Origin of the sequence: Bradyrhizobium sp. Ash2021, from assembly GCF_031202265.1 — a bacterium.
Taxonomy (GTDB): Bacteria; Pseudomonadota; Alphaproteobacteria; order Rhizobiales; family Xanthobacteraceae; genus Bradyrhizobium.
Genome location: NZ_CP100604.1, coordinates 922,948 through 942,317, shown reverse-complemented (window position 1 = coordinate 942,317; position 19,370 = coordinate 922,948). Strand labels below are relative to the sequence as shown.

Sequence of the window (19,370 nt, the reverse complement as noted above, 5' to 3'; positions counted from 1 at the left end):
CCGAGGTCGCGCTGTTCACTCATGCCTGTCGGGACAAATGATCTCCAACCGACCGCCCTGGCCGGAGTGGATCACGAGACGAAAGCCGTGCAACTTCACGATCGCGGCCACCAGATTCAGGCCAAGGCCCACGCCCGGCGTACTTCGGATCTTGTCGGAGCGGTAGAAACGCCGCAGCACCGCCTCGCGCTCCTGCTCACTGATGCCGGGGCCAGTATCGGTCACGCGCACGATGGTTTCGCCATCGCCACGCAACAGTTCGATATCCACCTTGCCGCCTTCGGGCGTAAACTTGATGGCATTGTCGACGAGATTGGCGACCGCTTCGAGCAAGAGATCCCGGTCACCGCGCACGTAAAGCCGGTGTCCCACATCGACCCGCAAGCTGATATTCTTGTTTTCGGCGATCGGTTCGTAGATATCGCAGACCTCGCGCAGCATTTCGTGCAATGGGACATTACCGAAGGCCGCCGACCGCCGGCTGTTCTCGATTGCGGCCAGGCGCAACAGAGCCGTGATGATCGTCAGCGACTGATCGATGTTCGCGACCGCCTTGTCTGCAACCGCCTGGAGCTGTTCCATCGTCGTTGCGTTGGTGCGGCCGCGCTCGAGAGCGAGCCGCGCCCGCGTCAGCGGCGTGCGTAAATCATGGGCGATGTCGTTGCCTACCCCGGCGAGCGCGTGGATCATCGTTTCCATTTCATCAAGCATGCCATTGACGATGGACGCGAGCCTCGAAAACGGATCGTCGACGTCACGGTGCGGAAGCCGCTCACGCAGATCGCCGGCGATGATACGCTGAACATGCTGATTTACGTCTTCGACGCGCTCCTGAGCCCGCATGCTCAACCACGCACCAGCCAGCAGGCACAGGCAAAACGCCGGCAACAGACCCAGCGCAAGTGCCTGACCGACAACATGGGAAATTTCCCTGGTTTCGTCGACCTCTCGTCCGATCGCCAGCGCATCGCCATTCGGCATTCGGCGGGCGATCGCGCGGATCGCGCGCGTCTCTCGACCGGTCGGCAGCGTTCGGACGACCGAGAGGCTCTGGACCGAATCATTCATCTGGAGCCCTGGTGGGAACTGTTCCAGATTGCCCGTTATCCGGCGGCCATCCGCGGCGAACAACCCGGCATATTGAACGCCACGGGAATCCTGCCTTAGATGCTCGTCGATTGCATCCAACCGTCGTTCACCGGGCAACGCCGAGATAACGTTGAGTTGCCTCGCGATCATTCGGTCAGATCGCGCGATCAGGTATTGATCGGTCTGCCAGTAGATGAATCCGAACAGCGCGATGACGAAAACCGCGAATGCGCCGGTCACCGCCAGCGCTCGACGGAAGGTAATTGAACGTATGATTTGCGCCTGAAGCATCTGATCTCGCCGCGTGCACATTCTATTTAATGCCCGCGGCGGCTTAATGCCCGCGGCGGCGCGTTGCCCCCCGGCCATCGGAGCCCTATGGTCCGGTGCGAAGGATAAAGCCGGCACCGCGAACATTGTGGATCATCGGCACTTCTTCCGGTCCGTCCACCTTGTGACGCAGCCGCCCCATATGCACGTCCACCAGGTTCGTTGCCGGAACGAATTTGTAGTTCCAGACCTCCTCCAAAAGCATAGCTCGCGTCAGCAGCTGGTCGCTACGTTGCATCATATATTCGAGCAAGCGAAACTCACGCGGCAAAAGATCGATCACCCGGTCGCCGCGTTTGGCGGTGCGCTCGATCAGATCCAGTTCCAGCGGTCCTACCCGCAACGTCGTGTCGCGCGATTCCGCGGGTCTGCGCAGCAACGCCTCCACTCTGGCGACGAGCTCGACGATCGCGAACGGTTTGGTGAGATAGTCGTCGCCGCCCATCCGCAATCCGCGCACGCGGTCATCCACCGCGCCGAGCGCACTCAGCACCAGTACCGGCGTGCGCACCTGGTCCTTCCGGAGCGCTTCGATGACCGTAAGGCCGTCCATTCCGGGCAGCAGCCGATCGACGATCATGGCGTCCGGCCGAGAAGATCGTGCCTTGTCGAGGCCTTCTATACCGTTGGCCGACCACTCGATTTCAAAACCGCGGTCGGCCAGTTCGGCTGTGATTTCCTCAGCCGTCTCGCTGTCATCCTCGATCAGCAACAATTTTGTCATCAATCGATTCCCGACTGCGGCGAAGACCGTCGCAGGGTTTGAGGTTGCTGTTTCCACGACTGCCCGCTTGCCCGAGACCGCTGCCATTCAACGACCCGCAACTGTCATTGGCTTCTCCCGAAGGGAGCCGGACAGCGCCGCCCGCCTTTCGGGGGCAAAAGGCGTGGCGTCGCCGTCCGCTCGGCGGCATCTGCCCACCGCCTGAGGGGGCAAGCGCGGTGGGGCCGCTCGCTAAAAAAATAGCCCTCATGAATGAGCCGCACCATTAAATAGCATTTTATAAATAGCATTCTAGAATTGCCGTGGCGGGTCGATCAAAGCGTGGACGACTGTTCGCGGATCAGGTTCAAGGATTGGACCAGTCAGCAGCCCGGCGGCGATACGCCCGGCGTCGCCGCGGCGCCCGTGGCGTTGGCCGGTGCCGTCGTGCCGGGCGTCGCCAGGTTCATCGTCCTGCTCTCGGCGCATGCCGACGTGTTCGGCGTTGGCATAACCGCCGCTGTCGGATCGATGCTGGTTCCGCCAAGCTGCGCGATGTCCTGCTGAATCGTGCCGGGCGGCGGGTTCGCCGGAATTGCCGGCGTCGAGAGCGGCAGAGCCGTGCCATTGGTCGGCGGACCTCCCGGCATGGAGCTGCATACGGTAGTCGAAGGACTGCCAATCGGGCTCGACGGCGAGACGGTCCCAGTCGTCGTGATGACGGTTGGCGTGGCAATTGTTCCCAATGCCGCAGGCATCGTCGCAGTCGGTGACATCGTCATGGTCGGTGCCGTCATCGTGGCTATTGTGCCCGGCATGGATGTGGAGATTGTGCTCAGCGCCGTCGATGATGTTGGTACGGGCATCGGCGTAATGGAAGGTGCCGGCAGAGGTGGCACTGCGGGCGGCTGCGGCGCCGGTATGGTCGTGCCGGGAAAATCCGTGATGAATGACGTAGCCGGTTGTGCGGACAGCGGCAGAAATGGTGTGGTCGTGCTTCCGATGAATGATGCGGTGGCCGTGTTTCCAACTATAGATGCGGAAGACGCAGCTGGTGCTGCCGACATCGTCGGCGCCGCGGCTATCGATGGCGTCGTTCCGATTGTGCCGGCCATTGACGACAGGGAAGTAACTGGCACCGCGGGAGTTCCAGGCGTGATTTGCCCTGTCGGTGTGGAACAGGTCACGACCGTCCCCGGAAGCGTGGGATCAGAAGCCAGCGGTACCGGCGCCAGCGTCGTGTCGGGTGCGCCTGGCTGTGTGGCCGCGGAGAACGGACTCGGGCCAAAGAGCGGGGAGGTCACGATCGTTCCCGGCGTCGATGAAAGGCCCATGGCAGTGGTGCCCATGGTGGAGACTTGCGCCAGGCTCGCATGAGCGCCTAACAGCAGCGTCGCCATTGTCAACAGCAAGCGGTGCATCGCCCGTCCCTCCGCTGCGCCGATCTAGCTTGTCTGCGCCTTGCGCGCCGCGACCTTGCTGCCTTCCGCCAGATTCACCATCGGATTGAGGATGACCTGATCGCCCGGCTTGACGCCGTCGTGCACTTCGACCTCCGTGCCGAAGTCGCGCGCGATCGTGATCTTTTGCAGATGGGCGGTGCCGTCCTTGACGACCGCGACATGCAGGCCGTTCTGATCGAATACGACCGCATCGGCCGGTATCGTCATCGATGGTGTCTTGCGCGGAATAAGCAGCTCGACCGTGCAATAGATCCCGGGGCTGAGCGCACCGTCCGGATTGGGGACGTCGATCTCGGTCAGCAGCGTCCGGCTCCCGGGCTGCAACGCGCTCGCGATCCGCGTGACCTTGCCGGGAAAACTCCGGTCCGGAATTTCCGGGACACGAACCACTGCATCGACGCCGGGCCCAAGCCCAAAGGCCTCATCCTGGGGGACGAACACCTGGGTACGGATCACATCAGGGTGCATCAGCGTGAACATGAAGGTCGATCCGGACGTCACCAGGCTGCCATTGTCGATGTTGCGCTGTGTGATCACGCCGTCGAATGGCGCCACGACGCGCTGGTAGGCCTTCTCCTGCTCGAGGATTCGAATCTGCGCCTCCTGGGCGGCGATATTCGACTGAGCTACGCCGACCGCTGCCTGTTGCGCCTGCAGGGTCAGGCGATCGTTGTCGCCTTGCTGAAGCGTGAGCCATCCCTGCTTGACGAGCTTGCTATCGCGCCCGTTGGTGACTTCGGCGAGCTCACGACTTGCCTGTGTTTGCTGCAACGTGGCCTGGTTCTGGGCCAGCGTCGCCTGGGCCTGCGTAATCTGGTGGTCGAGCTCAGGGGCGGTAATCTCTGCCAACAGGGCTCCGGCCTTGACCCGATCGCCGATGTCGACGTAGCGTTTTTCGATGTAGCCGTTGGTGCGCGCAAAAATATTCGCCGCTTCGAATGCGGTCGTCGTCGCCGGCAAGGTGACGGTAATTTTACTATCGCTGGCGCGAATCGTACCCACGCGAACGTCGGGAACCAGGGTACGGCTCTGTTGCGCGGTAGCCGCGACGTCGAACTCGGCCTGGTAGTGGCGCCAACCTCCTACCGCAAGGCCGCCTGCGAGCAGCAGCAGCGCGCTTGCCCCGAATAGCGCGCCTCCGTAACCTCGCCGCTTGGGCGCAGCGTTCGGCAACGTAACAACACGATCGGTTTCCGGATCAGGCCGGTCCTTCGGCACTTCAGTTTTCGGCCGCACACGAGTCTCGGTCATTCCTAAGCTTCCTCGAATACGCCATGGTGAGGCTTTCCGTCGTTGCCCTTGCGCAGCATGGCGAACAGGTAAGGCACGATCAGCAACGTGGTCGGTGTCGCGAACAAGAGGCCGCCGATGACGGCGCGCGCGAGCGCAGCGTTCTGTTCCTCGCCGGCGCCACCGATCGCCATCGGGATCATGCCGACGATCATCGCGGCGGCGGTCATCAGCACGGGGCGGATTCGGGTGTGGCCGGCACTCAGAGCGGCCTCAAAGGCGGAGTGCCCTTTCAGCTGCTGCTCGCGCGCGAAGGTCACGAGCAGGATCGAGTTCGCTGAGGCGACGCCGACTGCCATGATCGCTCCCATAAGCGACGGCACGTTCAGCGTGGTACCGGTGATGAACAGCATCGTGACGATGCCGCAGAGTGTCGCCGGCAGGGCCAGGATCACCACGAACGGATCGCCGAAGGTCTGATAGTTCACAACCATCAGCAGATAGACGAAGACCGCGGCGAACAGCAGCCCGATACCCAGATTCCGGAACGAGTCGTTCATGCTCTGGATCTGGCCGATTACCTGAATTGAATTGCCGGGCTTCAGTTCCTTCTGCAGCTCAGTCGTCACCTTGTTGATGTCGGCTGCAACACTGCCGAGATCGCGGCCCTGCACGCTGGCATAGACGTCGAAAACCGGCTGAATGTTGGTCTGGTTGGAATTGGTGGCGACCTTGTCCCGCTTGAACGTCGCGACATTGCTCAGCATGCCAGGGACCGTTTGCCCACTCACCGCCAACGAAGTGGAAACCGGCGTGTTCGCGAGCGCATTGAGCGAGTTGACTTTGTACTCCGGCGTCTGCACAGCCAGATAATACGGAATCCCCGAGGTCGGATCGGTCCAGAAGTTAGGCGAAACCTGCTCCGACGAGCTCAGGCTGACATTGATGTTGGTCGCCACGGTGCTGGCATTGAGGCCAAGCTGCGCAGCGCGCGTCCGGTCGATCTGGGCGTAGAACGCCGGCGCGTCGACTTCCTGCTGCAGATGCGCGTCGACGATGCCTGGAATTGCGGCGAGGCGTTGACGGAGCTCCCTTGCAACCGAAAGGTTGTTCTTGTCGTAGCCCACCGTCCGGACGTCTATCTGCGCCGGCAGTCCGAAGTTCAGAATCTGCGTTACGATATCGGCCGCCTGGAAATAGAATACGTCCTCCGGGAATGCGGCGGGCAGCACCTGACGCAATTTCTTGACGTAATCGGCGGTTGGTTTGTGGCCCTCCTTGAGCGCTACCTGGATGACGCCGTCGTTGATCCCGATCGTTGAGCCGTCGGCGAACGCCAGATTGAAGGCTCGCGCCGGCAGTCCAATATTGTCGACGATCAGGGAGCGGTCCTTTTCCGGAATGACCTCGCGAATCTTGTCCTCAACCGCCTGAAAAATCGCTTCGGTGCTTTCGATACGGGTGCCGGCGGGAGCACGAACGTGGAGCTGGATCTGGCCGCCGTCGATGAGCGGGAAAAAGTCCCGGCCAACGAATAACAGCATCACCGTGCCGAGACTGAGCATCAGGACGACGACGACCGGAACGATAGCCCTCCGCCGAAGCAGCGTTGCCAGCAATTTCGCGTATCCATTACGCAGGTGCTCGAACCCGCGCTCGAATGCGGCGGTCATCCGCGAGAAGAAGCCCCTCGGGGCTCCATCCTCTGCGTGATGACGTTCGCCCTTGAGCAGCAGGCCGATCGTGATCGGCGTTAGCGTCCGCGACAATCCGTAAGAAGCCAGCATCGCAAATACGACGGCAAGTCCCAGCGGCGTGAACAGGTACTTGGCTGGTCCGTCGAGGAACACCACCGAGGTGAACACGCAGCTGATGGCAAGCGTCGAAACCAGCGTCGGCACCGCGATTTCGGCGGCGCCATGCAGCGTCGCCTCAGAGAGCGGCATGCCCTCTTCGGTCCACAGCCGGTGGGTATTCTCGATGGTCACGGTCGAATCGTCGACCAGGATGCCGACCGCCAGCGCAAGGCCGCCGAGGGTCATGGTGTTCAACGTTTCGCCCAGAAAATACAGCACCACGAGCGACGACAGGATCGCCAGCGGAATTGAGATCATCACGACCAGCGTCGATCGCCACGAACCAAGGAAGACAAGGATCATCAGCGCGGTGAGGCCCGCCGCGATGGCGCCTTCACGCAACACGCCGGTGACCGAGTTTGTAACGAAGATCGACTGGTCGAACAGCTCGTTGACCTTGAGTCCGGCCGGTGCGGAGGAGCGGATCGCCTGCAGCGCGTTCTTCACGCCGTTGACGACCGCCAGCGTCGACGCATTGCCGTTCTTGATCACGCTAAGCAGAACCGAGCGGCGGCCATCCTCGCGCACGATGTTCTGCTGCACCAGCGCCCCGTCGCGGACCTGCGCCACGTCCTTCAATAAAATGGTGGCGCCGTTGGCGAACTTGACCGGTATCATGTTGAGGTCGTTGATCGACGCCGGCGTGGCGTTGGTTCGCACCGTATATTGGGTGTCGCCGATCTTCGCCGTTCCCGACGGCAGCGTGAGGTTTTGCGTATTGACCGCATTGACGATGTCGAGCGGCGTCAGTCCCCGGGAAAGCAGCTTGTCCGGGTCGATATCGACCATGATCTGGCGATATTTGCCGCCCGCCGGCGTCGGCAGGGTGACGCCGGGAACCGGGGCCAATTGCTGACGAACGCGATAGATGCCGAAATCGTAGAGTTGCTGCTCGTTCAGGCTGTCCGAATTGAGACTGAGCTGCAGAACCGGAACGCTGGACGCATTGAACTGCACGACGATTGGCGGCTGGATGCCGGGCGGCATCAGGGCGCGGATGGCATTGGTCGCAGACACGATTTGCGCGATAGCGAGGTCGAGATTGACGTCCGGCTGGAAGTAGATCTTCTGGATCGACAGACCATTGAGGGTCTGCGCTTCCATGTTTTTGATGCCGTTGACGTTGGCGCTGATGGAATATTGGCTGTAGGTGCTGACGCGCTGTTCCATTTCCGGCGTGGTGAGGCCGGTGTACTGCCATATGACAGTCACCACGGGAATGCGGATTTCCGGAAAAATATCGGTCGGCATCGATCGGATGGCGGCGACACCGAGAAACAGGATCAGAGCTGCCAGCACATAGAAAGTATGCGGAAACCTCAGCGCAAAACGAACAATGCCCATGATTTATCCTTGCAGCGCAGCCCGCAAAAGAGGCCCTACGACGGGAGTCGGCTACGAGACATTTTCATTCCGTCATGGCCGTCAATCGGGACGGATGCGTTTGCGGACAAAGGAGCGTGAGAACAGAACATCTTTACCACCCGACATAGTCAGCCGTTGCGTGCGCGAACTTTTCCACGACCACGCCTTGAGAGTTTCCCAGGTATTTTCTCTGGAGGGTCGCCCCACCGAAAACTTCCGGCAACAGAACAGGGGCCAGATGCCGCTCTAACAATGGTCGGAGACCGACACGTTCTCAATTAAAAACCAATTTAGAATTCCAAGCAGGTTTCTGCCATCGCACGACGCACCGATCTCACGCGGCGTTGAAACGAGGTGAGGAATTGTGACTTTGATCGGCTGGTCGTTACTCCATCTCCATAGAGGAGCCAAACGCTGTTGGCTTTCATACCCAAGGGAGAAATCGAATGACCCCGCTCAAACTTCTGTCGACTGCACTGCTCGCCGCCGCCACGCTTGCAACTCCCGCGATGGCTCGCGAGGGCCACGTAACCTCGCGGCACCCGGCCAATGCGGTCACTACGTCCGACGGGCGCGCCTGCGTCCCCGCTCCGGCCGTCGGCGCATTTGCCACACAGCCCTGGGATAGCAGTCCCCCCTGCGAACCCGTGTCGGCTAATTGATCCGTCCGCGTCTTGGACCGGCGTAGCCGTTCGACGGTGGCAACAACAAATCCGGATCGATGTCCGTCCGGACTGAACGCTGACGTGACCGCACTCGCAGAGGTCGGGCGGGCAATAAGCCCGACTTCTTTTTCTGGCGCTTGAGAATGCCCTTTTGAGAACCAGACACTTCGGCGTGCCGGATCTTTACGCACGATCAAAGGCAATAAGCCTGCGCAAAACGTTCAACACTCGTCTTGACGCGGGTCACCGGCGGACGTTGCGGACCCAATGACATCACGAGCCCCGGAGAATAACGATGCTGATCCACCTACCAATCATTATCCTGACTTCCCTGCACCCCATCGCCATCGCGGACGCCATACCGCAATTTGAAATCGCGCGGGAGTGCCAACTCGAAGGCGGTACGAAGGAGATGGAGGAAAGGTGCGTTATCGATGAGAACCAAGCACGCAACCAACTTCAAGCAGAATGGATACAATTTAGTCCCAGCGCCAAATTCCAGTGCAACGAAGAAGCCGGCATCGACGGTACCCCCAGCTATGTCGAATTCCTGACGTGCCTCGAAATGGAGAGAGACGTGAGGACCGAGAGAGAGGCCAAGACGTCACAGTAACGTTCGCCGCCTGCGATCATGGATCAAGATCATCCGGCGCTACGTCGATCGCAGCGCGGCCACCAAAGCCCTGATCCGGCAATTCAACGAAAGGCGAACATAACGTGCAAAACCAACGACAAAACCCTGCCCCTGAAAGCGGGCTAAGTAGCTGGAGCGGGCGAAGGGAATCGAACCCTCGTATGCAGCTTGGGAAGCTGCCGTTCTACCATTGAACTACGCCCGCATTCGCCTCTTCTATTTGAGCATGATCTTTTCGGAAAACCGGTATCCGCTTTTCCGGATCATGCTCCCCATTGATTAGCCGAGACCGGGCGATCCGCCAAGCGGTTCCCACGCCCTCCGCGCCAAGCCCTTAACCGAACCCCAAGATTCCAGATGCGCCGGCCTGTGACGGTGTTATGATGCCCCGGGGGGTTGGGCGTCATGGCGGGGCGTGCGTACAGCATTTTCGATACCGGCATCGGCCGCTGCGGCATCGCCTGGGGCGATTGCGGCATCATCGCCGTGCAGCTCCCGGAAGCCCGCGAGATTGACACAAGGCGGCGGCTGTTTCAGCTCTATCCCGAGGCCCGCGAAACCCGCGCGCCAGTGGATGTCGGGATCGCGATCGAGAGCATCGCCGAGTTGCTGCGCGGCGGGAGCGCCGATCTTTCCGACGTGACCCTGGATATGACCGGCATCCCCACCTTCAACCAGCGCGTCTATGCCTTCGCCCGCAGCATCCCGCGCGGCGAAACCCGCACCTATGGCGAGGTCGCGTCCCATCTGCGCGCGTCGGGCGCGGTGTATTCGGTGGCGCAGGCGATCGGCCGCAATCCCTTCATGATCATCGTGCCCTGCCATCGCGTGCTCGAAGCCGGCCACTATGCCGACAAGATCTCGCCGAACGGCGGCGCCATCTCCAAACGCCGGCTGCTCTCGATCGAGGGCGCGCACCCGACCGCCAGCAAGACCCTGTTCGACGTGCTGCTGCCCGTTGCGCCGCCGCGCCCGCAGACCTAAATTTGACGGTATGATCCGAACGACACTGCTGCAGCGAAAACGCATTTCCGTGTCCGAGTTCCGCTGCACGGCGGCGCCCGGCGACGCGCCGTTCGCGGAACAATATGCCTGTCATTCGATCTCCTATGTCCGCAAGGGCAGTTTCGGCTGCCATTGCCGGGGGCGCTTCCACGAGCTGGTGGCGGGATCGATCCTGGTCGGCCATCCCGGCGACGAATACATTTGCACCCATGACCACGTCATCGGCGACGAATGCCTGTCATTTTTCCTCGATCCGGAACTGGTTGAAACGATCGGCGACAACAGGGACATCTGGCAGGTCGGCTCGGTGCCGCCGCTGCCGGAACTGATGGTGCTGGGCGAACGCGCGCAAACGGCGGCAGGTGGCAACAGCGATGTGGGTCTCGACGAAGTCGGGCACCTGTTCGCCAGCCGTTTTGTCGATGTGGTTTCCCGGCGCGCGCCCAGGCCCGTGACGGCGACATTGAGAGACCGCCGCCGCGCAGTAGAAACCGCGCTGTGGATCGACGCCAATTCGCACCGGGCCATCGAGCTGGAGGATGCCGCCGCCCAGGCCGGCATCAGCCCGTTCCATTTCCTGCGGCTGTTCTCCGACGTACTGGGGGTGACCCCGCACCAATATCTGGTGCGCTCGCGGCTGCGCCATGCGGCGCGGCGGCTGGCCGATGACGACAGCCCGATCACCGATATCGCCTATGATGTCGGCTTTAACGATCTGTCCAATTTTGTTCGCACCTTCCACCGCGCCGCCGGCGCCTCGCCGCAGAAATTCCGCCGGGCTTCGCGGGGCGACCGCAAGATTCTCCAAGAACGGCTTGCGCTCCACTGACTAGGGTTGCTCCAGGCCGCGCGGCATCTCGCGCGTTTCACTGGAGAAAATCATGTACGACCACATCGGATTACGCGTCGGAAATCTCGACGCCAGCGTGCGCTTCTACACCGCGGCATTGGCGCCGCTCGGCTATGTCCTGTGCTCGCGCGACGATGCAGGCGCGGGGTTCGGCCCCAAGGGCGAGCCGGCACTGTGGTTGCATCTAGACAAGGGCAAAGCCAACACCGGCGCCCACGTCGCCTTCCGCGCGCCGGACCACGCCGCCATCAAGAAATTTCACGCCGAAGGGCTGAAAGCCGGCGGCCGCGATAATGGCGAGGCCGGCCATCGCAAGGACTACAGCCCGACCTATTTTGCCGCGTTCCTGATCGACCCCGACGGTAACAACGTCGAGGCGGTTTGTACCTGACGCGCTGCTGCCACCGGCGTCATTGCGAGCGAAGCGAAGCAATCCATCGCGCCACAAGGAAGAGTGGATTGCTTCGTCGCTTCGCTCCTCGCAATGACGATTCCCATACCTGCGAAAAGGACTCACTCATATGGCTTCCATCCACAAAGACATCGCCATCGACGCAAGCCCCGATCACGTCTGGGATGCGGTGCGCGATTTCGGCGCGCTGCATACGCGTCTGGTGCCCGGTTTCGTGCTGGACACAAAACTCGATGGCGACGCGCGCATCGTGACGTTCTCGAACGGCACCGTGGCGCGCGAGCTGCTGGTCGATTGCGACGACGCCAGGCGGCGGCTGGTCTATGCCGTGATCAGCGAACGCCTGAAGCAGCACAGCGCGTCGGTGCAGGTGATCGCCGATGGCGACAGCCGCAGCCGGCTGCTCTGGACCGTCGACGTGCTGCCGCACGAAATTGGCCCTTACATGAACGCGCAGATGGATCAGGCCGCGTTGGCGATGCAGAAGGCACTGGGACGCGCCGCAGCATAGCGAACGTGATCTTTCTCACAGATTGGCCGCTCCCCCTCTCCTAGCCTTGCCGCGTGCGTCCGGATGGCGCCGCGTCCGCGGCTCCGCGCACGGGGAGTTTTGCCATGACTGGAGCTGACAAGGTGGTGTGCCAGGCGGCCACGCTATTGCTGCTGTTCACCCTGACATCGATGCCGGCGAAGGCCCAATTCGCAGGTTTTGGCGGAGGTGGCGGCGGCGAAGATATGATGACGCAGATGGCGCCGATGCTGGAAATGATGAAGGCGAAAATGGGCAAGCGCCGCTTTGGCATGATGATGCAGACCATCGGGCCGATGATGGGCAGCATGATGGAAGGTGGTGGCGGCGGCGGTCTCGGCGGCATGATGGGCGGCGGCGGAATGCCCGGCGGTTCGGGCGGAATGATCCCCGGCGGATCTGGCGGCGGCGGCATGGGCATGGGCGCCATGGGCGGCGGCGACATCATGGGCATGCTCGGCGGAGGAGGCGGCGGCGAGCTGATGGGCATGATCCCGCAATTGATGCGGATGGCCAATTTCGGCGGCGGCCACCGGCGTCACCGGCGGCGCTAGAACTTCGGTTCTGATTGAATCAGAACCGAAGCTCTAGATTCTTGTTTTGACGCGTTTTCTTCACGCGAACCGGTATCCACTTCGCTCGAAAACGCTCTAACGCGCTTGCGACAACACCGGACGAGCTGCCGGAACGGGACCGGGCTTTGGTCCCCACCGGGTCAGGATCACGCTCGCGCATGACAGCACGCCGAGCACCACCATCGATGCCGCGGCGAGCGTGAAAAAGTTTTGCGCAGTCGCATCGTGCGTCGACAGCCACCAGCCGCCGGTGCCGATGAACAATAGCCGCGCGGTTTGTGCCAGAACCGGACCGACCACCTTGGCGGCGCCCTGGGATGAGAAATACATCGACGACGCCAGTCCAATGAAGGCGTACATCGGGGCTGCCGTCGACAGATATTGGTGGCTGGCGGCGCGCACGCCCGCGTCACGGGTGAAGAGGTTGACCCAGAGATCCGGGAAGATGGCGATGAAGGTCGCGATCGCCCCGACCGCGATGAACGAAACCAGGCCCGCGGTCCAGGCGATCTTCCGCGCCCGCGCGATCCGTTCCGCGCCGATTGCCATGCCGATCATCGGCACCGAGGCGATACCGACCGCGAACGACACCGACGTCAGCAGGAATTCGAGCCGCGCGCCGATTCCGTAGCCGGCCAGAATCGCGGTGCCGAAGCCCGCCAGCATGTGGGTAAAGATGCTGATGGTCAGCACCGACTGCAGCGGCGAAAAGCAGGAAATCGCGCCGACCTTGAGGATGTCGAACAACATCGCCCATTGAATCCGCAATCCCAAGAGCTTGGGAACGACGCGGGCCCGGCCGGAGAACAGATACCAGGACATGATGGATATGCTGATCACATAGGCCGTGAGCGAGCCGGCGGCGACGCCGCGCATGCCGAATTGCGGGATCGGCCCGAGGCCGAGGCCGAGCGTGCCGCCGAGAATGATCTGGCAGACCGCCGAAGAAAGCATCATCAGCGACGGCAGTTTCATGTTGCCGGTGCCGCGCAAAATTCCCGCCATCGTGTTCATCAGCCATGGCGCGACGGCGCCGCCGAAGAAGATCTGCACATAGGCGATCGCCTGCGCCAGCACGTTGCCGCGGCCGCCGAGCAGTTCGAGCAATCGCGGCCCGAAGATCAGCATGCCCAGCATGAAGGTCAGTCCGAAGCAGACGCCGATCAGCAGTGCGTGTGCGGCCAGCGTCGAGGCGCGCTCCCGGTCGCCGGCGCCGAGCGCACGCGCGATCGCGGAAGCGACGCCGCCGCCCATGGCGCCGCCGGACATCGTCATGGTCAGGATCACGCAGGGAAACACCAGCGCCATCGCGGCCAGCGATTCCACGCCCAGCCGGCCGATATAGGACGTCTCCGCGATCACCACGCAGGTGCTCGCGGAGAGCGCGATCACGTTCGGCCAGGCGAGCCACAACAGCGTGCGCAGGATCGGGCGATCGAGCAGCGCATTCCGCACAGGCGGCTGCGGCGGCGGAAGCGGACGTTCCTCCTCGTCTACGGGTATTTCGGCAACCGCAATATCCGGCATCTCGGCTCCCAGGCGCATGACCCGCCAAAGTGTGAGCGGTTTGGCGACAAGGTCATGCGCCAATCATAAATTTTTCCGCAGTCTGATTGCTATGGCACGGTGTTCCCTACCATGACCGGGGCCGATTCCACGTGCGCGGGGCGCAATGCGGGCCTGCGCGATTGCAGGCGAGCGCTCGCTTTAGCCGATCGACCAGATTAACGGCGGTTTACCGCCCTGCGCCGGCTTCAAATGCACCGGAATACAGCCCCTCCAGAACCCTGGCGCAGGCCGGATGATAATCGGGCACATCGGCCATCAGCTTCCAGGTCTGCTGACGGAGTTCGAACGCTCCGTCAGAGGCGCTGATCTCGGCGACATCGTCCTGCGCCTCGAACAGGATGCGCAGGAATGCGACAAAATCCTTGGCCGTGCCGCGGTTCGCCGCGAAGGCGTGCGCGATTTCGTCGAAATACTGCATGCCGACCAGCTTGCCGGTCAGGTGCAGCAAGTATCCGGCGTCCTCCGGACCGAACACCTGCACCATCACAGGTGCTGCGGTCCGCACATATTCCATCGCGTAATTGCGATAGGCCTTTTCCAGCCGCGGTTTTGGCCAGCTCGCGACCGGCAAGGCGGGTGCGGTGGCGGGATCGAACAGGGGGGCTTCGAGATGCCGCGCGAACACCAGGCGCTGATCGAGCTCCAGCGGATGGTCATATTCGCAGTAATAGCCTTCGAGCCCGTCCTGGCCGTCGACGCTCTGCTTGGTGCAGACGAAGCCGAGGCGCAGATCGCCCAGCGCCACGCCATTATTGGCGTGCCATCCCCGCAGCATCGCGCGCGAGACCTCGCCGGGCACGCCGCAGATCGCGGTGCCGCGCCAGATCCAGCGCGGCGGCGGATAGCGGATCCAGGCCTTGCGGTCGGTCTCGCACATATATTCGACATGGACGCCGCCGATCCAGTTGGAGAGATAATGATACTGCGCCGCCGCGACCGCGGGCGGCAGATGATCAAGGCCGAGTTTCTGCAGCCCAGGCAGAAAACGCTCCTGCTGCTGGCGGCGAAACACGCGGAATACGAATTCGGCGGCGTCGGCGGTGCCGCGACGGCTCACGACGGTGAGAATGAGCCCGGTGAAAAAAGCATGGTAGAGATCGGCGACGCTGCGCCATTTCAGCCATTGCGCCTCGCGCGCTTCCTGCTCTCCGGTCATGCTCGCTCCCGTCCCGATGTTCTTGTTGGTTGCGAGCATATATCAACCGTCATTGCGGGCGCCAGCGAACCAATCCATGACGCCGCGTGTGCGGTATGGATTGCTTCGTCGCTAACGCCCCTCGACGGCTAGACCTTGAAATGCTTGGAGAGCTTCAGGCCTTGCGCCTGGTAGTTGGAGCCGATGCGCTGGCCGTACATGGCGTCGGGCCGCGCCAGCATTTTCTCGTAGACCAGGCGGCCGACGATCTGGCCGTGTTCGAGGATGAACGGCACCTCGCGCGAGCGCACTTCCAAAACCGCGCGCGAGCCCTGCCCGCCGGCGCCGGCATAACCGAAGCCGGGATCGAAGAAGCCGGCGTAGTGCACGCGGAATTCGCCGACCAGGGGATCGAACGGCACCATCTCGGCGGCGTAATCCGGCGGCACCTGCACGGCTTCCTTCGACGCCAGGATGTAGAACTCGCCGGGATCGAGGATCAGGCTGCCGTCGGGCCGCGCCGCGATCGGCTCCCAGAATTCACCGACCGCATAGCCGCCGCGGCGATCGATATCGACGACGCCGGTGTGGCGCTTGGCGCGGTAGCCGACGAAACCGCTGGCGTTCTCGCCACTCAGATCGACCGAGAGCGCGACCCCGCTGGCAAGATCGGCGTCATCGATATCGACCAGCCGCTCGGCGTCATGCAGCGCGTCGAGTTCGTCGGCATTGAGGATGGCGTCGCCGGTGCGGAAGCGGACCTGGCTCAGCCGCGATCCCTCGCGCAGCAGCACCGGGAACGTCTTCGGGCTGATCTCGGCGTAAAGCGGACCGTGATAGCCGGCGCCGATCATGTCGAAGCGGCGGGTGCCGTCGGCGATCACGCGGGTGAACACGTCGAGCCGCCCGGTCGAACTCTTGGGATTGGCGGCGGCGACGATTTGCGGCGGCAGCGCCAGGCTTTCCAGCAATGGCACAATGTAGACGCAATTGGTCTCAAGCACCGCGCCGTCCGAGAGATCTATTTCATGCAGCTTCAATTCGTCGATGCGCTCGGCAACCGTAGCGCCCGGCCCGGGCAGGAAGCTCGCCCGCACCCGGTAGGCGATATCGCCGAGGCGCAGATCGAGGCTCGCCGGCTGGATCTGGCTCTCGACAAAGGGATAGGCCGGCAGGATCAGGCCCGCATCCGCCATCGCCGCGATCATGCGGTCGGGCAGGATTCCGGTGGCATCGGGCGGCAGCGTGAACGACACGGCGGTTTCCCAGGGAAAACTTATACGGAGGACCCAAATGGCCCCCAAACCCTGAATTTAAGGGCTTTTACGGGTTAAACGATGGCCGCCTTGACTGAAAGGGCGCAAGCGAATATCAGCATGACTTATCCCGTGGTGATTTGAGCCGGCCGGCTTGCAGCCACGTTAAATAAATCGCTAAACAGGCCGGGGACACGTGTGATCCCGGCCTGTGGAAATTTTTCCAGGCCGGTTTTTTGTGACCATTTTTGATGGTCACGACGGAGGTCACATGTCTGAGACTAAAGCGACTACCCGCTATCGCCCCGAAACCCGCCTCGTCCATGGCGGCACGCTGCGCTCGCAATTCGGCGAGACGTCCGAAGCGCTGTTTCTCACCCAAGGCTACGTCTACGACAGCGCAGAGCAGTGCGAGGCGCGCTTCAAGGGCGAGGATCCCGGCTTTATCTATTCGCGCTATTCCAATCCGACGATTGCGATGTTCGAGCGCCGGATGATCGAGCTCGAGGGCGCGGAAGCGGCTCGCTCCGCCGCCACCGGCATGGCCGCGGTGACGACCGCGATCCTCGCACCGCTCAGGGCCGGCGATCACGTTGTCGCCTCGAAAGCCCTGTTCGGCTCGTGCCTCTACGTGGTGCAGGACCTCTTGCCGCGCTACGGCATCGAAACGACGCTGGTCGACGGTCTCGATCTCGACCAGTGGCAGCGCGCGCTGCGGCCGAACACCAAGACCTTCTTTTTGGAGAGCCCGACCAATCCGACGCTCGATGTGCTCGATATTCCGGGGATTGCCGAGATCGCGCACCGGGGCGGTGCACGGCTGGTCGTCGACAACGTCTTCGCCACGCCGATCTGGCAAAGCCCGCTTTCGCTTGGTGCCGATGTCGTGGTCTACTCCGCGACCAAGCATATTGACGGCCAGGGCCGCTGCCTGGGCGGCATCATTCTCTCGTCCGAAGCCTTCATCGCCGAGCACGTTCACAATTTCATGCGCCAGACCGGGCCGTCGCTCTCGCCGTTCAACGCCTGGGTCTTGCTCAAGGGGCTTGAGACGCTCGGCGTCCGGGTGCGTGCGCAGACCGACACCGCAGGCCGTGTCGCCGAGGTGCTGGCAAACCATCCGAAGATCTCGCGATTGATCTATCCCGGCCGCGCCGACCATCCGCAGGCTGCGCTGGTGAAGAAGCAGTTGCGCGGCGGCTCCACACTGGTCGGCTTCGAGGTGAAGGGCGGCAAGCCGGCCGCCTTCCGCGTCCTCAATGCGTTGAAGCTTACGAAGATCTCCAACAATCTCGGCGACGCGAAGAGCCTGGTGACGCATCCGGCGACCACCACGCATCAGCGGCTGGCGCCGGAGGCCCGCGCCGAACTCGGCATCAGCGAGGGCTTTATCCGCTTCTCCGCCGGGCTCGAGCATGCCGATGATCTGATCGAGGATTTTGCCGCGGCGCTGGAGAAGGCGTAGCCGCAAGCGAAAACACCATCGTCGTCCCTGCGAACGCAGGGACCCATAACCACAGGACGTTGTTGGTTAGGGAAGCCGTCGACCACTTCCTTTATCAGCGCCGCCGCGGCGTATGGGTCCCTGCGTTCGCAGGGACGACGTTGATAGTTGGGGAGCGCAACGACCTCACATCGGCCGATAGGTCCGCACGTCCGACGGCACGTTGACGCCGAGCTTGATCTGGCCGACCGACTTGATGATGTCGTCGCCGAGTAATTGCGCGAAGCAGGCGTAGCCCCAGTCGTTCATGTGCAGGCCGTCGGCGATCACGAAACCTTCGATCGGGATCGCCTGCTTCTCGTGCCAGTCGCGCATCACCTCGAAGCGCGGGAAGATGCCGACGTGGCGCAGCTCGGCGACCTTGCCGAGCAGCTTCACCATCTTGCCGGCGCTTTCCGGCTTGGCGGTGACGGCCGGCGAGTACTGCGGATCGACCAGCACGAGATCGGCGCCCGCCGCCTGAATGCGCGCGATGCCCTCCTCCACCGTCTTGGCGGTCTCGGCCGGATCGAGGTTGCGCAACACCGCGTTAGTGCCGACCTGCCAGATCACCAGATCCGGATGCATGTCGATGACTTCGCTCTGCAGTCGCTTCATCATCTCCGGTGCGTCATCACCGCCATGGCCGCGATTGATCACGGTGATGTCGGCACTCGGATATTTCTGGCGCAGTTGCGCCGCAAGGCGGTTCGGATAGGTGAACTCCGGCGACGTCGAGCCGTAGCCTTGGGTCGACGACGAGCCGAACGCAATGATCACCACCGGTTGGCCGGCAGCGAGCTTGGCCGCGACATGCGGCAGCGAGCCCATCGACTTGGCGCCGCCCTTCGGCGGCAGGCAAGGAACGCGGCTGAAAATGTCGCCGGCCGACTTTGCGACCGCCTTCACCTTGTCGATCGCTCTGCCGGTGAGGCTCTTTTGTTGCGCGGGCGTTTGCGCTGCAGGATTGGCCTGATTGGTGGCGGCCACATTGCCGCCAGTCGCGCCGGTGGTGGTCTGTGGCGGTGCCGTTTTGGCGGCCTCAGACTTCGCAACCTCAGACTTAGCTGCCTCGGGTTTGGCGGCGTCGGAAAGCGCCGCCTGCTGGGCAATCTGCGCGTGGGCATATGGCACCGATGCCGGCGCCAGCGCGAGCAAGGCCGCGACGGTGGCTACGGTCAGCGATGCATTTCGGTAAAAAGGGTAGTGAGAACTCATTAA

At 62.5% G+C, this 19,370-nt stretch carries 16 protein-coding genes, 1 tRNA gene, 1 pseudogene and 1 riboswitch; of the genes and pseudogenes, 9 read left to right on the top strand and 9 right to left on the bottom strand.

Going from position 1 to position 19,370, the window contains the following annotated elements; translation table 11 throughout:
* Positions 1–15: 15 nt before the first annotated feature.
* On the bottom strand, positions 16–1,506 hold the full coding sequence (locus NL528_RS04375) for an ATP-binding protein (protein WP_309181489.1): 1,491 nt from the start codon (positions 1,504–1,506) through the stop codon (positions 16–18).
* On the bottom strand, positions 1,466–2,143 hold the full coding sequence (locus tag NL528_RS04370; protein ID WP_309181488.1) for a response regulator transcription factor: 678 nt from the start codon (positions 2,141–2,143) through the stop codon (positions 1,466–1,468). Before NL528_RS04370 ends, NL528_RS04375 begins: the two co-directional genes overlap by 41 nt.
* Before the next feature lie 321 nt (positions 2,144–2,464).
* Between NL528_RS04370 and NL528_RS04365 the strand changes: the two genes are divergently transcribed.
* Together NL528_RS04365 and NL528_RS04360 are read left to right on the top strand one after the other, a co-directional pair.
* Positions 2,465–2,689 (top strand): hypothetical protein, encoded by a 225-nt coding sequence (locus NL528_RS04365; protein WP_309181487.1) that lies wholly within the window; start codon positions 2,465–2,467, stop codon positions 2,687–2,689.
* A gap of 81 nt (positions 2,690–2,770) precedes the next feature.
* Positions 2,771–3,499, top strand: a complete 729-nt coding sequence (locus NL528_RS04360) for a hypothetical protein (RefSeq protein WP_309181486.1) — start codon at positions 2,771–2,773, stop codon at positions 3,497–3,499.
* 68 nt (positions 3,500–3,567) lie between these two features.
* On the opposite strand, the gene NL528_RS04355 is transcribed toward NL528_RS04360, so the two are convergent.
* Positions 3,568–4,836, bottom strand: a complete 1,269-nt coding sequence (locus NL528_RS04355; protein ID WP_309181485.1) for an efflux RND transporter periplasmic adaptor subunit — start codon at positions 4,834–4,836, stop codon at positions 3,568–3,570.
* Positions 4,837–4,838: 2 nt separating this feature from the next.
* On the bottom strand, positions 4,839–8,015 hold the full coding sequence (locus NL528_RS04350; RefSeq protein WP_309181484.1) for an efflux RND transporter permease subunit: 3,177 nt from the start codon (positions 8,013–8,015) through the stop codon (positions 4,839–4,841).
* Between the two features lie 981 nt (positions 8,016–8,996).
* Here NL528_RS04350 and NL528_RS04345 point away from each other — a divergent pair.
* Complete coding sequence (locus NL528_RS04345) at positions 8,997–9,314, top strand: hypothetical protein (RefSeq protein ID WP_309181483.1); 318 nt, start codon at positions 8,997–8,999, stop codon at positions 9,312–9,314.
* A 152-nt stretch (positions 9,315–9,466) separates the two neighbouring features.
* Here NL528_RS04345 and NL528_RS04340 read toward each other — a convergent pair.
* Positions 9,467–9,540, bottom strand: a tRNA-Gly gene (locus NL528_RS04340).
* A 200-nt stretch (positions 9,541–9,740) separates the two neighbouring features.
* Here NL528_RS04340 and NL528_RS04335 point away from each other — a divergent pair.
* The 5 genes from NL528_RS04335 to NL528_RS04315 all read left to right on the top strand — a co-directional run bounded on the left by NL528_RS04335 (position 9,741) and on the right by NL528_RS04315 (position 12,685).
* Entirely contained in the window at positions 9,741–10,319 is a 579-nt protein-coding gene (locus NL528_RS04335) for a methylated-DNA--[protein]-cysteine S-methyltransferase (RefSeq protein WP_309181482.1), read from the top strand.
* Positions 10,320–10,329: 10 nt separating this feature from the next.
* A complete protein-coding gene (locus NL528_RS04330; protein ID WP_309181481.1) occupies positions 10,330–11,169 on the top strand; it encodes an AraC family transcriptional regulator in 840 nt (279 codons plus the stop codon).
* A gap of 52 nt (positions 11,170–11,221) precedes the next feature.
* Complete coding sequence (locus NL528_RS04325; protein ID WP_309181480.1) at positions 11,222–11,581, top strand: VOC family protein; 360 nt, start codon at positions 11,222–11,224, stop codon at positions 11,579–11,581.
* Between the two features lie 130 nt (positions 11,582–11,711).
* Positions 11,712–12,113, top strand: coding sequence for an SRPBCC family protein (locus tag NL528_RS04320; protein ID WP_309181479.1), 402 nt, complete (start codon positions 11,712–11,714; stop codon positions 12,111–12,113).
* A 104-nt stretch (positions 12,114–12,217) separates the two neighbouring features.
* Complete coding sequence (locus NL528_RS04315) at positions 12,218–12,685, top strand: hypothetical protein (protein WP_309181478.1); 468 nt, start codon at positions 12,218–12,220, stop codon at positions 12,683–12,685.
* A gap of 96 nt (positions 12,686–12,781) precedes the next feature.
* Here the strand turns inward: NL528_RS04315 and NL528_RS04310 are convergent, their stop codons facing one another.
* From NL528_RS04310 to NL528_RS04300, 3 genes and pseudogenes are all read right to left on the bottom strand, one after another.
* Positions 12,782–14,233, bottom strand: a complete 1,452-nt coding sequence (locus tag NL528_RS04310) for an MATE family efflux transporter (protein WP_309181477.1) — start codon at positions 14,231–14,233, stop codon at positions 12,782–12,784.
* A gap of 180 nt (positions 14,234–14,413) precedes the next feature.
* Positions 14,414–15,431, bottom strand: a pseudogene (locus tag NL528_RS04305) (hypothetical protein).
* A 128-nt stretch (positions 15,432–15,559) separates the two neighbouring features.
* Positions 15,560–16,666 (bottom strand): 2'-deoxycytidine 5'-triphosphate deaminase, encoded by a 1,107-nt coding sequence (locus NL528_RS04300; protein WP_309181475.1) that lies wholly within the window; start codon positions 16,664–16,666, stop codon positions 15,560–15,562.
* Between the two features lie 122 nt (positions 16,667–16,788).
* A riboswitch (SAM riboswitch) is annotated at positions 16,789–16,868 on the top strand.
* 69 nt (positions 16,869–16,937) lie between these two features.
* On the opposite strand from NL528_RS04300, the gene NL528_RS04295 reads away from it, so the two are divergent.
* Entirely contained in the window at positions 16,938–18,131 is a 1,194-nt protein-coding gene (locus tag NL528_RS04295; RefSeq protein ID WP_309181474.1) for an O-succinylhomoserine sulfhydrylase, read from the top strand.
* Between the two features lie 165 nt (positions 18,132–18,296).
* On the opposite strand, the gene NL528_RS04290 is transcribed toward NL528_RS04295, so the two are convergent.
* Positions 18,297–19,367 (bottom strand): SGNH/GDSL hydrolase family protein, encoded by a 1,071-nt coding sequence (locus tag NL528_RS04290; protein WP_309181473.1) that lies wholly within the window; start codon positions 19,365–19,367, stop codon positions 18,297–18,299.
* Positions 19,368–19,370 lie beyond the last annotated feature (3 nt).